This window comes from Vibrio sp. AIC-3 (assembly GCF_013114515.1).
Taxonomy (GTDB): Bacteria; Pseudomonadota; Gammaproteobacteria; order Enterobacterales; family Vibrionaceae; genus Vibrio; species Vibrio crassostreae_C.
Genome location: NZ_VTXG01000004.1, coordinates 111,429 through 125,457 on the forward strand (window position 1 = coordinate 111,429; position 14,029 = coordinate 125,457).

General features: G+C 43.4%; 10 protein-coding genes. 2 read left to right on the plus strand and 8 right to left on the minus strand.

The features are described 5' to 3' along the window. Positions 1-91 precede the first annotated feature (91 nt). Positions 92-862, minus strand: a complete 771-nt coding sequence (locus F0229_RS04775; RefSeq protein WP_017061404.1) for a DeoR/GlpR family DNA-binding transcription regulator — start codon at positions 860-862, stop codon at positions 92-94. A 429-nt stretch (positions 863-1,291) separates the two neighbouring features. Between F0229_RS04775 and pykF the strand changes: the two genes are divergently transcribed. Both pykF and F0229_RS04785 read left to right on the plus strand, forming a co-directional pair. Then, positions 1,292-2,704: a pyruvate kinase PykF gene (gene pykF / locus F0229_RS04780; RefSeq protein ID WP_017061403.1), complete on the plus strand. Its 1,413-nt coding sequence runs from the start codon at positions 1,292-1,294 to the stop codon at positions 2,702-2,704. Between the two features lie 176 nt (positions 2,705-2,880). Then, positions 2,881-3,552, plus strand: a complete 672-nt coding sequence (locus F0229_RS04785; protein ID WP_136979312.1) for a GntR family transcriptional regulator — start codon at positions 2,881-2,883, stop codon at positions 3,550-3,552. Positions 3,553-4,128: 576 nt separating this feature from the next. Here F0229_RS04785 and F0229_RS04790 read toward each other — a convergent pair. The 7 genes from F0229_RS04790 to F0229_RS04820 all read right to left on the minus strand — a co-directional run bounded on the left by F0229_RS04790 (position 4,129) and on the right by F0229_RS04820 (position 13,791). Then, on the minus strand, positions 4,129-6,012 hold the full coding sequence (locus F0229_RS04790) for a diguanylate cyclase (RefSeq protein ID WP_065584697.1): 1,884 nt from the start codon (positions 6,010-6,012) through the stop codon (positions 4,129-4,131). A gap of 113 nt (positions 6,013-6,125) precedes the next feature. After that, positions 6,126-6,620, minus strand: coding sequence for an acetolactate synthase small subunit (gene ilvN / locus F0229_RS04795; protein ID WP_008219984.1), 495 nt, complete (start codon positions 6,618-6,620; stop codon positions 6,126-6,128). Between the two features lies 1 nt (position 6,621). Beyond that, positions 6,622-8,379, minus strand: a complete 1,758-nt coding sequence (locus F0229_RS04800) for an acetolactate synthase 3 large subunit (RefSeq protein WP_171732365.1) — start codon at positions 8,377-8,379, stop codon at positions 6,622-6,624. A gap of 460 nt (positions 8,380-8,839) precedes the next feature. Further along, positions 8,840-10,648 (minus strand): long-chain fatty acid--CoA ligase, encoded by a 1,809-nt coding sequence (locus F0229_RS04805; protein ID WP_017062927.1) that lies wholly within the window; start codon positions 10,646-10,648, stop codon positions 8,840-8,842. A gap of 202 nt (positions 10,649-10,850) precedes the next feature. Further along, complete coding sequence (gene leuO / locus F0229_RS04810) at positions 10,851-11,810, minus strand: transcriptional regulator LeuO (protein ID WP_017061397.1); 960 nt, start codon at positions 11,808-11,810, stop codon at positions 10,851-10,853. Positions 11,811-12,156: 346 nt separating this feature from the next. Next, positions 12,157-13,212, minus strand: a complete 1,056-nt coding sequence (locus tag F0229_RS04815) for an MJ1255/VC2487 family glycosyltransferase (protein WP_171732366.1) — start codon at positions 13,210-13,212, stop codon at positions 12,157-12,159. A gap of 54 nt (positions 13,213-13,266) precedes the next feature. Then, positions 13,267-13,791: a phosphatase PAP2 family protein gene (locus tag F0229_RS04820; RefSeq protein ID WP_017062930.1), complete on the minus strand. Its 525-nt coding sequence runs from the start codon at positions 13,789-13,791 to the stop codon at positions 13,267-13,269. Between the last annotated feature and the right edge of the window lie 238 nt (positions 13,792-14,029).

The window sequence follows — 14,029 nt, forward strand, 5'->3', positions numbered from 1 at the left end:
TTTTGTTTTATTCCTATTGGCAGCAAGCAAAGGCCAAATCTTCATTAAGATCAATTATAGGAAGGTAAATGCATAATACTTAAATTTGTTTTTACGCTGGATCGGTCAGGATCACTCGAACATCATGTGATTCGATACTTGCTTTGGATTCTTCGCCTAAGTCTGTATCGGTAATTAAGATGTCAATGTGTTCCCATGCCAGCTCTAAGTTCGGGATCTTTCGTCCCACCTTTTCCGACTCAACCATCACGATCACTTCTCGTGACACTTCAGCCATTACTTTGCTCAGGCCAACCAGTTCGTTAAACGTGGTTGTGCCTCTATCGAGGTCGATACCATCAGCCCCAATAAATAGTTGGTCAAAATCGTAAGCACGAAGTACCGACTCCGCAACTTTGCCTTGGAAAGAGTCCGAATGGGTATCCCAAGTGCCGCCAGTCATTAATAACGTCGGCTCGCTTTCAAGCTCATTAAGCGCATTAGCAACGTGCAATGAGTTGGTCATAACAACCAAGCCACGCTTAGCATTAAGCTGCTGAATTAGAGCACCGGTCGTACTGCCACTATCGATCACGATGCGGTTATGGTCGCGAATTAAATCTGCAGCGGCTTTTGCCAATGAAATCTTTCGAGTCGAAACTTGTTGACCCAGCTCTTCGTTGACAACCTCTTTCGGTAACGAAATCGCACCACCATAACGGCGTAAAAGCTGACCGTTTTTCTCTAAAGACGCCAAGTCCTTTCTAATAGTGACTTCTGAGGTTTCGAACTTAGCGGATAATTCATCAACACTAACCTCCCCTTTTTCATTCACTAGGTTAGAAATTGCATGTCTTCTGAGCTGGGTGTTTCGTTTCGACATTTAAAAAAGGCCATTAAGTTTCGATATGAAACATATTATAGTTACAACGAAACTATTTAGTCCATTTATTTTGATCCAAAAAATTAATAAATAGCGATAAAACCTTGTCCTAAGACAATTGTTAAGCAGTGATATTGAACTCATTAGGTGGTAGAATCCGCACCCGAAAAGAAAAAAAATTACAAAACTGACTGTTATTTTTTTGCAACCTACCCCCTATATAGTGGGGTAAGTCACAGAAAACCGATATTGAATCAAAATCTTTTAGTCATAAAATGACTAAAATTGATGAAAGACTTACAACTCTGAAGGACATATTGGAAGTCCCGCGCTTTTACACAACAGGCACAAAATGTTGATGTAGCGGACCAATCTTCAGAACTTAAATAAATTTCAAATTGTAACAATACTTACCGGAGAGTACCTTCCATGAAAAAGACCAAAATCGTATGTACGATTGGCCCTAAAACTGAATCTGTAGAGAAGCTAACTGAACTAGTAGATGCTGGCATGAACGTTATGCGTCTTAACTTCTCTCACGGTGATTTCGCAGAGCACGGCACTCGTATCGCGAACTTCCGTAAAGTAATGGAAAACAAAGGTGAGCAACTTGCTATCCTTCTAGATACTAAAGGTCCAGAAATCCGTACTATCAAACTTGAAGATGGTAACGACGTAGATCTAGTAGCTGGTCAAGAGTTCACTTTCACAACTGACGCAACAGTTGTTGGTAACAAAGACGTAGTAGCAGTAACTTACCTAGGTTTCGCTAAAGACCTAACAGCAGGTAACACTATCCTTGTTGATGACGGCCTAATCGAAATGGAAGTTATCGCAACAACAGAAACTGAAGTTAAGTGTAAAGTTCTTAACAACGGTGCTCTAGGCGAAAACAAAGGTGTTAACCTTCCTGGCGTTTCTGTTCAACTTCCTGCTCTTTCTGAGAAAGACAAAGCTGACCTTAAGTTTGGTTGTGAGCAAGGCGTAGATTTCGTTGCTGCTTCTTTCATCCGTAAAGAAGAAGACGTTAAAGAAATCCGTGAGCTTCTAAACGCTAACGGCGGCGAGAACATCCACATCATTTCTAAGATTGAAAACCAAGAAGGTGTAGATAACTTCGATTCAATCCTTGAAGCTTCTGACGGCATCATGGTTGCTCGTGGTGACCTAGGTGTTGAAATCCCAGCTGAAGAAGTAATCTTCGCTCAGAAGATGATGATCGAGAAGTGTAACCGTGCACGTAAGATGGTTATCACTGCAACTCAAATGCTTGACTCTATGATCAGCAACCCACGTCCAACTCGTGCTGAAGCGGGTGACGTTGCGAACGCAATCATGGATGGTACTGATGCAGTAATGCTTTCTGGTGAAACTGCTAAAGGTAAGTACCCAGTTGAAGCTGTTACTATCATGGCTCAAATCGCGAACCGTACTGATTCAGCTCTTAAAGCTGAGCTAGGTTCTCGTCTAGACAGCCCACGTCTACGCATCACTGAAGCAGTATGTAAAGGCGCTGTAGACACAGCAGAGAAGCTAGCTGCTCCTCTAATCGTTGTTGCAACTGAAGGCGGTAAATCTGCACGTTCAGTACGTAAGTACTTCCCAACTGCAAACATCCTAGCTCTAACAACTAACGAAAAGACAGCTGCACAGCTAGTTCTTACTAAAGGTGTTAAGCCAGTTCTTGTTGACTCTATCGAGAACACAGACGCGTTCTACATCAACGGTAAAGAAATCGCTCTACAATCTGGCCTAGGTAACAAAGGCGACATCGTAGTTATGGTTTCTGGTGCTCTAGTAGCTTCTGGTACTACAAACACGGCATCTGTTCACGTTCTATAAGAATGAACCGATTCGCATAAAATATAAAAGAGGGCTTCGGCCCTCTTTTTTTATGAAACAAAATCTTGCCTAACTTTTCAGTACGCTGTATTATCAATCACAATAGAACTACGTACTGTTAACCTCCAATTGACTCTTTCTAAGAGACGGATTAGCAGACTAGAAATCATATATAGATGAGGTTTGTAATGTCTAGTCCTACGCTCACTGAAAAAGTATCAAAGATGATTCGCCAAGATATTCTTAATGGTGAGTTAACCCCAGGCCAAAAGCTTGTTGTTGCTGATCTAAAAGCACGCTACAACGTTGGCGCATCCCCTATTCGCGAAGCCTTGGTACAGTTATCTTGGAGCAAATACGTAAAGCTAGAGCCACAAAAAGGCTGCTGGGTATCTCCTGTATCAAAGAAAGAACTGAATGACCTATACGAAAGCCTTCGTGTTGTATCATCGGTTCTGCTTAAAAAAGCGATTGCAGCAGGTGATGAGAGCTGGGAACTGGATGTACTAACGTCTTACCATAAACTATCGCGAGTACAGTACGTATCTGAAGAGTTTGACTGTGTAGAATGGGAAGAGCGCCACCAGCAATTCCATGTCGCACTGCTTGAAGGTGCAGATTCAGAGAACATGTTTAAGTTCTTTGATGACCTAATTAACCAAGTGAAACGTTACCGCTTCCTCGCTATGTCTGCAGAAAGCGCATCAGATGATCTGTTCAATATTGATGAGCACGAAATGATAATGAAACTAGTACTCTCTAAGAATGTAGAACAAGCAACAGAACTGCTTGATCAACACTTACTAGGTTCAATGAAACGAATTGAAGAAGTTATCGAAGCGGCATGATGCCAAGATAGATTCTAACCAAATAAAAACGGAGCCCAGCGGCTCCGTTTTTTTGTTTCCAGTACCACGACTGAACTACCACCCAAAAAACTCTTTGTGATGAGTATTGAGCAGCACAACCATAGGTAAAAAATACAATGCACTAAGTTGAAAGCCAAGAATGGCTAATGTGCCTATGGTTAACCTCACTAAAAAATCGACAAACATACCACGCCTCTTTTAACCAGACTGTATGATCCCCAAACTATTGCTCCAGCTAACCTAATTCTACTGCTGCCTTTCAAGTTATTGATAAGGCTAGCTAACCAGCTGAATTAAGTTAACGGTGTCATCCTTTTACATCTGGTAAACACTCTATTTATTACATCGTTTAACACGATGTAATCTGAAGCAAAGTAGTTTACTTACTGTTAATTTTAGCTCAAATTTCCACCAACATTAGACTTTAGTCTAACTGTATAGATTTTGTGACACAGGTCGCTCAAAAGTGAGATTCCTAATAAAAAGAGGGAAAGGAGTCGGGGCGCGACTTGAAGAGGTGAAGCAAATAGAAGACAGGACTAGATAGAAGCGAACCTAAGCGACATCATCGTAGCTAGGACACATAGAGACCGTATTACGACCAGACGATTTAGATTCGTAAAGCGCAACATCGGCACACTTGTATGAGCGAGTACTGTTACTTGTTAAATCAGTAAAGCCAACACTCACCGTTACCTTAGTTCCGGCTGCCAGTTCAATCTCTATTCGCAAGCGATCCAATACGCGCTTTGCTTCTGGCAGAGACGTGTGTGGCATCAAGAGTGCAAACTCTTCTCCTCCGACACGTGCAACAAAGTCAGTCCCGCGAAGGCTATCTTGCAGAAGCTTGGCGACACTTGCTATCACTCGGTCGCCTTCGTCATGACCAAGTTCGTCGTTGATTCGCTTGAAGTTATCGATATCGACTAAAGCTAAGCAAGTCGTCGATTCATTAGGGTAACGCTCAACCAAGCGAGAATAGTAGGCCAACTGCTCTTCGAACTTTCGTCTGTTCCAGAGGTTACTCAAAGAGTCACGTTCACTTAAGATCCTCAAACGCACCTCAAGCTCCTTCCTTACGGAAATATCAACCAACGAGGTGATGTAGTAACTGACTTTGCCTGAATTGTTTTTGACCGCATGCACTCGCATGATCGCAGTAAAAGGAATACGCAGCTTGTTCTTACACTGAACCTCCCCTTCCCATACTTCTTCTTGCTCTAAATGACTCCAAATAGCCGAGCTTGAGAGCACTTGGTCGGTATTCTCAAGCAGCAACTGCAATGCATTTTGACCGATCACCTGTTTTTTGCAGTACCCAGTCATGTTCTCAAATTCGTTGTTGATCATCATTGTGCGGTGCTGCTTGTCAGAGATCATCACTGCCGACATACCATTCAATGCGGCGCGTGCCAATTTACTCTCTAGGCTTCGGCGTCGGCAGTGCGTCACCAGGTAAGCAAACGGGAAAGCGAATATCAGCACCGTAATCAGAACAATGATCTCTTCATGGGCCAAATCATCTAGATCACGCTCAGCCCGATCCATCAGTTGCTTTTGATTAAGTTGAATCAGTAAATGGACCTTTTGACTGTTCGCGAGCATAACCGTGTTAAAGGCAAACAAATTACCATCTTCAAAAACGTATCCCACCTGATCATTGGAGATCGCATCCCACGTCTTCGGCGCGATATTTTTCAGGTTATAGCCTTTTCTTTCAGGAATAGAGTCTCCGAACAACTTACCGCTGTTGTTACTCGCGATGAAGTAACCCGCGTCATTGAGAACTTCTGCTCTAAGATCGTTATCTGGTGAAAAGCTCAGACGCGACGATAAGCCCCATACATCAAGATTGATGACGAGGTAGCCTACTCTTTCGTCAGGGGTTTCTACTGGGGTAAAGACACGGATTACCGGCGAATAAGGGAAGGTGACTTCACCATGCTCAGTTTCAAGCTCAATACCCCAACCGCCAATCTGTTCGGCTTCTAGTTTTTGAGCGTATTGGAAGTAGTTAGAATCCGACCTATCTTGCAGCTGTTGAGGAAACGTCACTCTACCGGTATCAGAGGAATAGTTAACACGCACCAATTCTTTGCCAGTGACATCTAACAGATGGATTTGTGTATACCACTTCTGGTTCACGAGAACAGATTGCCAGACCTCTTCAAGTAGATGTTTGGTTTGGTCTGAGGGAGAGGAAGCAAAGTTAACCAAGCTCTGGCTATGACTGAGTAGCTCCATGACCGAGACTAACTGAGTCTTGAGAAGATCATAATCTCGCTTGGCATACACTAACTGATGAACGGCTTGCTTAGCTGAGTAGTCAAAGCTCTGCTGTTTTACTTCTTTGTAGCGCTGCAAATAATACAGACATACTGCAGAAGACAATATGATAGAGATAATCAGCAATGTAATTATTGATTTTTTATTTCGCATTGCTAACTCAGATGAATGGAAGTGCAGCGCGGGATTATAGCACTCTAAAAAATTAACAAAATAAAAGCCGCTTAAAAAAGCGGCTTTAAAGTTATTTTTTAAAGACTTATCGTCTAGGCTTTCAACGCACGTTCGCCTCGTGCGATGCCAACAACACCACTTCGAGCTACTTCAAGCACTTCCGTCACTTCAGACAGCGCCTGAATGAAGGCATCCAGTTTCTCGCTAGTACCCGCCATTTGAACCGTATATTGAGAAGCCGTAACATCAACGATCTGACCACGGAAGATATCCGCTGTGCGCTTCACTTCCGCACGAGCAAAGCCGCTCGCACGTACTTTTACCATCAACAGCTCACGTTCAATGTGTTCAAGTTCAGACACTTCTTGTACTTTAAGTACGTCGATTAGCTTATGCAGTTGTTTCTGAATCTGCTCAAGCTGCATTTCGCTCGAGTTAGTAGTGACGTTCAAACGAGACAGCGTCGGATCATCGGTTGGAGATACGTTCAAAGACTCGATGTTGTAGCCACGCTGAGAAAACAAGCCAACCACACGAGAAAGCGCACCAGGTTGGTTTTCCATTAGTAGTGAAATAATGTGTCTCATATTATGTTCTCTCCGTTTTGCTTAGCCACATGTTATCCATACCCTCGCCTTTGATCTGCATTGGGTATACGTGCTCGGTGTCATCCACACTAATATCGACAAATACCAAACGGTCTTTCATCGCCAGTGCTTTTTCCAAACCTGATTCCAATTCATCCGGAGATGAAATGCGCATACCAACGTGGCCATAAGCCTCAGCGATAGCAGCAAAATCAGGAACAGAGTCCATATATGAGTTAGAGTAACGGCCTTGATAAACAATGTCTTGCCACTGTTTTACCATGCCTAGGAAACGGTTGTTAAGGTTAATAATCTTAACCGGGATATTGTATTGTAGCGCAGTCGACAGCTCTTGGATATTCATTTGAATGCTGCCGTCACCGGTTACCACAACCACCTCTTCATCTGGCTTAGCAAACTTAACGCCCATACCAGCAGGCAGGCCAAAGCCCATCGTGCCTAGACCACCAGAGTTAATCCAACGACGTGGCTTGTTAAACGGGTAGTATAAAGCAGCAAACATTTGGTGTTGACCTACGTCAGAAGCAACATAGGCATCGCCATTGGTTACTTTATGCAGTGTTTCAATTACTTGCTGTGGTTTGATGCGCTCAGACGATTTCTCGTAAGCTAGGCAGTCACGCTCTTGCCACTGCTTGATTTCACTCCACCAGCTTTCAATCGCTTCTGCATCGTTAGTGCCGCCTTGCTCAACGAGCAAGTTCACCATGCTCTCTAGAACCTTTTCAGCAGAACCTACAATCGGTAGATCCACTTTTACGTTCTTAGAGATCGAAGATGGGTCGATATCAATGTGCATGATCTTCGCATCAGGGCAGTACTTATCTAGGTTATTAGTCGTTCGATCATCGAAACGTACGCCAATACCAAAGATCAAATCCGCATTGTGCATCGCCATATTGGCTTCATACAAACCATGCATGCCTAACATACCCAAAGAGTTCTTATGGGTGCCAGGGAAAGCGCCAAGCCCCATTAGGGTGCTTACCACAGGTAAATTCAGTGCCTCTGCTAATTTTAACAGCGGCTTATCTGCCTCAGAAATAACCGCACCACCACCGACATAAAGTACCGGCTTCTTCGCTTCAAGAAGGGCTTTTAGCGCCTTTTTGATCTGACCTTTATGACCCGTAACCGTTGGGTTATACGAACGCATTTTGAGCGTTTCTGGGTATTCATAAGGAAGCTTGATTTGTGGGTTTAAGATGTCTTTCGGCAGATCAATAACCACAGGACCGGGACGTCCTGTCGTTGAAATATAGAATGCTTTTTTAACGACTTCAGGGATATCTTCCGCTTTCTTAACTAAGAAGCTGTGTTTAACGATCGGGCGTGATACACCCACAATGTCACACTCTTGGAAGGCGTCGTTACCAATAAGGTTATTTGGTACGTTACCAGAAATAACAATCATTGGGATTGAGTCCATGTAGGCGGTTGCAATGCCAGTAACGGTATTGGTCGCACCTGGACCAGAACACACAAGTACTACACCCGGTTTACCAGTAGAACGAGTATAGCCATCTGCCATGTGGGTAGCGGCTTGTTCGTGTCGTACTAATACGTGTTTAATTTTAGCAGTTTTAGCATGCAGCGCATCGTAGATATCAAGTACAGAACCACCTGGATAACCAAAGATTTGTTCTACACCCTCTTCAATTAGAGACTGCACCACCATCTCAGCGCCGGATAACATTTCAGCGCCGGATGACATGGCTGTTTCAGGTTTTGTTGTCATATTGCTCTCCTCACCAGTTTCCAATCATATTTGGTGAACATGTTGGGCTGGTTTTTCATAGTCTAGGGCTTATTCGTAGCCTAATTCGAAATACTTCCACTTTTTCGGCTATGGCTGTCTGTCGAGATAACAACAAACAGTAATACGAAACAACTTTAACGCTTTATTATCATCTGGTCTAACACCTGTTATCCGACAATCATGCCAAAAAACCAACTATTAGCTTAAAGCATCAAATAAAACCCAAACCAAGATTAATAACTAGATATTAAAACTAGAAAGAGAACGAAAAAAAGCACTTAATATTTAAATGAATCGCTAATTATCGATAAATAACGAGCTTATCTGTGTGCGCTTTCGCACATTGTGCTTGATCACTAGATACAAAAAATCCCCCTAAAAATGCAATCACATTCGTAGGGGGATTTTTAAACAACTGAAAATTTATCTAAGCAGAAAACTACTTATCTTTAGGCTTTTCGTTGTACATTTCTTCGATTTCGTCTTGATACTTATCGTTGATAACTTTACGACGCAATTTTTGAGTTGGTGTCAGTTCACCATCATCCATAGAAAATGCTTTTGGTAGCAGTTTGAATTTCTTCACTTGCTCAAACTTAGCCAGTTCTTGCTGTAGGTCATTCACACGCTTTTCTAGCATCTCGACGATTTGGTGATGCTTAACCAGCTCAACGCGATCGTGATACTTGATATTAAGCTCTTTGGCGTACTCTTCTAGCGAGTCATAACAAGGAACAATCAGCGCAGAAACGAATTTGCGTGTATCAGCGATAACAGCAATCTGTTCGATAAAGTGATCTTTACCAATCGCACCTTCAACCACTTGCGGGGCAATATACTTACCACCAGAAGTTTTCATCAGCTCTTTGATACGATCAGTAATGAACAGGTTACCATTTTCATCAAAATGACCCGCATCACCGGTTTTCAAGAAACCGTGCTCATCGAATGTCTTAGCTGTCTCTTCTGGCATCTTGTAGTAGCCACGCATCACCATTGGACCGCGAACAAGAATCTCGTCCTTAGCACCAATTTTTACTTCTGCGCCCGGCATCGACATACCAATCGAATCAGGGTTAAAACAGCGATCATCCCAACAAGATACTGTTGCCGTGGTTTCTGTCATGCCGTAGCCAAGTTTTACGTTGATGCCGATAGCATGGAAGAAACGACCAATCGTCTCATCAAGCTTCGCGCCACCACATGGCATGAAGTTGATGTTACCGCCGAGTAGAGCGCGCAGTTTAGATAGCACAAGCTTATCAGCTAGCGCATGGCTCTTCTTCAGCATCAACGATGGAGTACGACCTTCTTGGTGACAAACTGAAAGCTTTGCTCCCATGTTCACCGCCCAAGTAAATAGCACTTTACGAATAAATGGTGCTTTAGATACCTTCTCGTGAATCGCAGAGAAGATCTTCTCGTAGAAGCGTGGAACCGCACACATTACAGTAGGTTTCACATCACTTAGCGCATCACGCACTTGCATCGTATCTTGCAGGTAGCAGTTGGTTGCGCCTTTATAAAGAACGTAGAACGTCCAAGCACGCTCAAATACGTGTGATAACGGTAGGAAACACAATGAGACATCGTCTTTGCTCAGGCTAAGGCGCTCATCGTGGCCTTCTAACTGGTAGCCAATGTTGGTGTAATCAAGCATTACGCCTTTTGGCTGACCTGTGGTACCAGAGGTATAGATAAGAGTCAGCAGGTCGTCCATGCTTGCATCAGCAAGACGCACGTCAAGTTCAGCTTGTTGTGCTTCAACGCCACGCGCCATGAAGTCATTCCAAGATACGGCAAAGCTGTGTCCTTGCAGGTCGATGTCATCAGACATAGCCACAACAACTTCTAGCTGCTCGCACTCTTCAAACAGGCTAACCGCCGCATCGAATTGAACTTGCTCACCAACGAATAAGATCTTCACATCTGCATTTTGGATGATGTAAGAAGACTGTGCTGCTGTGTTCGTTGGATAAATCGGCACAGTCACAAGACGTGCTTGTAACGATGCAAAATCTGCCACGGTCCATTGAGGCATATTGTTCGAATAGATACCGATCTTATCCTGAACTCTCAGTCCTTGAGCCAACAGTGCTAATGAAAGCGTATCGATTTGTTGTCCAAACTGTTCCCAGCTAATGCCTTGCCATACATTGTCTACTTTGTGCTTCAAAGCTGTACGGTTGCCGCCTTGGGCAATTTGGTCACGAAGTCTTTTTACGATATGAAAATCTAAATTGGCCATCTCTTTACCTTTAGGCTTACACCTGTAAGCTTTTTTGAGCGCACAAGTGTACCTCTGATCATGGAAAAGGCAACTGATGAAGCTCAAAGTTATAAGTAATAGTACGTCTAACGCTAAGTTTTCTACCTACTAAAATAGCGCGCATAAAAAAGCCCTAGGCCAGTCTCCTAGCTTAGGGCTTATAAATCATAGGGATTAGTGTCTAGTTAAGTGCCACTACTTCGCCACAGATCATCATTAACTGATCTCGTAACCAAATGTGTCCTTTATCCTTTTCACTTGATTCGTGCCAGCTTAGGAAGCCAGAAATCGCCGCATTATCGAATGGGAAATCTAGAATCTGAAGCTGCTCTTTGTTTGCTGCATGTTCTACCATCCAACGAGGAGCAATTGTTACTAGTTCAGATTGGCCTACAACGTAAAGAACGTTGCTTAAGCTCGTACCTTCGTAGAAAGGCGTGCAATCTAGGTCACGGTAAGCTTGCTCAGAGAAGCTACGTTGACCATGGATGCGAGACAGTTTTGCGTGCTTTTCGTTAAGCAGCTCTGCCGCAGAAACTTCACCGTTGATACGTGGGTGAGAAGCAGAAGCAACCACAACTAATTCGTCTTGGAAGATTTCAGTGCTTGAGAAGCCTTGCTCATCAAAACGAGCGTAATCAATAACGAAGTCGATTTCTTGGTAGCGCATACGCTCAGAAAGTTGACGATCGAATTCAGCATCCATGTGCAGTTTCACGCTAGGTGCTTGCTCGTTGATTGTCGACATAATCTTAGGAGCAAAACGCATATCACAAGGGCTGCAAATCGCTAGTTTGAACAGGCGAGAAGACGACTCTGGAGAGAACACAGAACTTGGTAGTTCGTTGCGTACTAACTGTAGCGCTTGGCGGATTGGACCAAACAACTGACGAGCACGTTGAGTCGGTTGAATACCACGACCTTGACGCATGAATAGTTCGTCGTTAAACATCACTTTTAGACGAGCAACAGCGTTACTTACAGCAGGCTGAGACATACCCAGATTGTGAGCTGCACGTGTAATGTTTTGCTCTTGCATGACTGCATCAAATACAGTCAAAAGATTTAAGTCGACTCCACGAAGTGTGCTTTCCATTCTGTAGCTTGCAATAGCACTCATTGCGTCTTTCTTATCTAACATTCAAGTTGCCTCTTGTCGGTTCGACAGCGTTAAATTGGTAATGGTATGAGAATAGATAACCACTAATTCTTATATTTATCAGACCGATGTTTTTCGGATTGACATTACTATTAACCAATGCATCTCGAGCTACCAACAAGATTGATAAAGAATAATTTTATTTTACCTTAATGATTAAACAACATCTAAAAATCAATTATTTATAGAGTTATAAAAAAACATAAAATGCGTCACTTATGAGTTTAATTTCGACTTATTTAGCTGTTCTATCGTTTGGTTACATTTGTTACAATTTATTGAACTCGTGAATTGTTCAACCGGTCAATTCAGAAATAGCACTTATGAGTTAGGTGAGCGATGCATAACTTGGAAAGTCGACCTTGTCCCAAAGTTGCTTTCTTAAATCATCTTGATTAGACCAATTCCCTGCTAATACCCACTCAACGAGTGCACTTGCCACGTCTGGATAGGTGACCACTTCGGCCTGTTTTTCACTGAGCCAAGCGCGCAAGATAGCCGCATCTAAAAACGTCATGGTTTGAGCTAACCCAAGGGCCTCTAGCGTCGCCACATTGCTCTGTTGTTCGAACTGTCCTTCGAGTGGTTTGAGAAGCAATTTCTTCCCCAAAGTTAGGGCTTCAGATGGCAATTCAAAGCCGCCATTTGCGACCACACCAGAGCACTGATTGAGGTCGAATTGAAAGCCCGCATGACTCAGTGGTTTGAACTCAATATTTTCAACTCGGCAATGCTCAATCACATCCGGGTGGTAACAGACAAAGTTTTGCGAAATGAACTTCATCAGCAGCTCTGAGATCGACTCAAGATCCTCAAATGGCAAATAGACCAACGTAAAGTCTTGTGTTGTTTTTATTTGTTGCTCACCAACCAACGTGTGAACGATAGGCGGCAAAATCGGCTGTTCAAAGTGATACCAGTGCAAGCCAATAGAGTGCTCGGTTGGGGCGAAATGTTGAATCACTGAATGTTCAATCCAGTTGCCCCCTTCTTTGGGTACATCATAACGAAACGCATTCTGGTGGCTTATCCCAATGCATGGCACACCTTGTCTCTTAGCCGCCCATGCAGTGACAGGCTCAAAATCATTAATCACTAAGTCATAAGGCGTAAGATCGATCTGGTTAATCTCACGGAGAAATCGCCAGATGTTGTTCTTCATGAATGTTTTGCCGTATTTAACCTGCCCCTGCTCGCTGTAAAAAGTTAAGCCGCTGCGGGTCTGATAGTTGCCAAACGCTTCCATCGAAAAGTATTTGCTCTCATCTCGCCCAGAGAACAGAAAATCGACATCAATATTTTGCTGACGAAAAGCGACGGCCATTGCTCTCGCTCGAGCGATGTGCCCATTTCCTGTGCCTTGTACGCCATATAAAATTTTCATGCATGTTCCTTTAAATTTACCACTTAAGCTCGGCAGTGGTTGCCAACAAAATAATTACAGGATGAAGCTGATAGCGAGGCTGGTACAAGCGATGCCCAAGGCTGCGCCAATCAGTACGTCCGTTAAAAAGTGCACACCGAGCAGGATTCGAGAGCCTGCAATCGCAGTTGCCCACACCAAGCTAAAGAGGTACAAGCTCGGATAGAAATGCCCGATTAGGGTCGCCATAACAAAAGCAGCAGCGGAATGCCCTGAAGGCAGACTGTATTTATCGGATGGCACAATATGAGAGTGAAGTAGTGAAGAGAATTCAGCTGGTCGACGGCGCTTGAGGGTATTTTTAGCAAACCAGTAAATAGGCAGTTCGATTGCGAAGGCGGTTAAGCCCACCAAAAGAAAGTCTCGACCGGTGTTGCTATCGACCAGCAGTGCAATCAAGGCAATCAAAACATAAAGGTGTCCATCTCCAGTATGAGACACCGCTTTACTGAGCGTTGCATGTTGCCCGCCATAGCGGTTGTTTAAACAGAAAACAGAAAATGCCACATCCCAGCGGACAATAGGTTCGATAGTACGCATACGATCTCCTTAACAATCCTTATTCAGTTAAGGCTCAAGTTATGCTCAACAAATGACAGTTAAGTGACGTTTTGAATGAACTAAAATGAAATTTCCCATGCTTGATAGGCAGGTCAATGGACCAAGTCAGGATAGCAATTGAAGCGACCGATACAAATAAAGCGGCCCAAGGCCGCTTTATTCATCTATGTTTTTACTTCTTTATATAAGCAAGCAAACACTACTTCTATCGTGTTAA

What these genes read in the sequence shown, in the direction of transcription:
- F0229_RS04805 (WP_017062927.1), bottom strand. Translation starts at nt 10,648, where the DNA reads ATGGCCAATTTAGATTTTCATATCGTAAAAAGACTTCGTGACCAAATT.
- F0229_RS04785 (WP_136979312.1), top strand. Translation starts at nt 2,881, where the DNA reads ATGAGGTTTGTAATGTCTAGTCCTACGCTCACTGAAAAAGTATCAAAG.
- leuO (WP_017061397.1), bottom strand. Translation starts at nt 11,810, where the DNA reads ATGTTAGATAAGAAAGACGCAATGAGTGCTATTGCAAGCTACAGAATG.
- F0229_RS04815 (WP_171732366.1), bottom strand. Translation starts at nt 13,212, where the DNA reads ATGAAAATTTTATATGGCGTACAAGGCACAGGAAATGGGCACATCGCT.
- pykF (WP_017061403.1), top strand. Translation starts at nt 1,292, where the DNA reads ATGAAAAAGACCAAAATCGTATGTACGATTGGCCCTAAAACTGAATCT.
- ilvN (WP_008219984.1), bottom strand. Translation starts at nt 6,620, where the DNA reads ATGAGACACATTATTTCACTACTAATGGAAAACCAACCTGGTGCGCTT.
- F0229_RS04775 (WP_017061404.1), bottom strand. Translation starts at nt 862, where the DNA reads ATGTCGAAACGAAACACCCAGCTCAGAAGACATGCAATTTCTAACCTA.
- F0229_RS04800 (WP_171732365.1), bottom strand. Translation starts at nt 8,379, where the DNA reads ATGACAACAAAACCTGAAACAGCCATGTCATCCGGCGCTGAAATGTTA.
- F0229_RS04790 (WP_065584697.1), bottom strand. Translation starts at nt 6,012, where the DNA reads ATGCGAAATAAAAAATCAATAATTACATTGCTGATTATCTCTATCATA.
- F0229_RS04820 (WP_017062930.1), bottom strand. Translation starts at nt 13,791, where the DNA reads ATGCGTACTATCGAACCTATTGTCCGCTGGGATGTGGCATTTTCTGTT.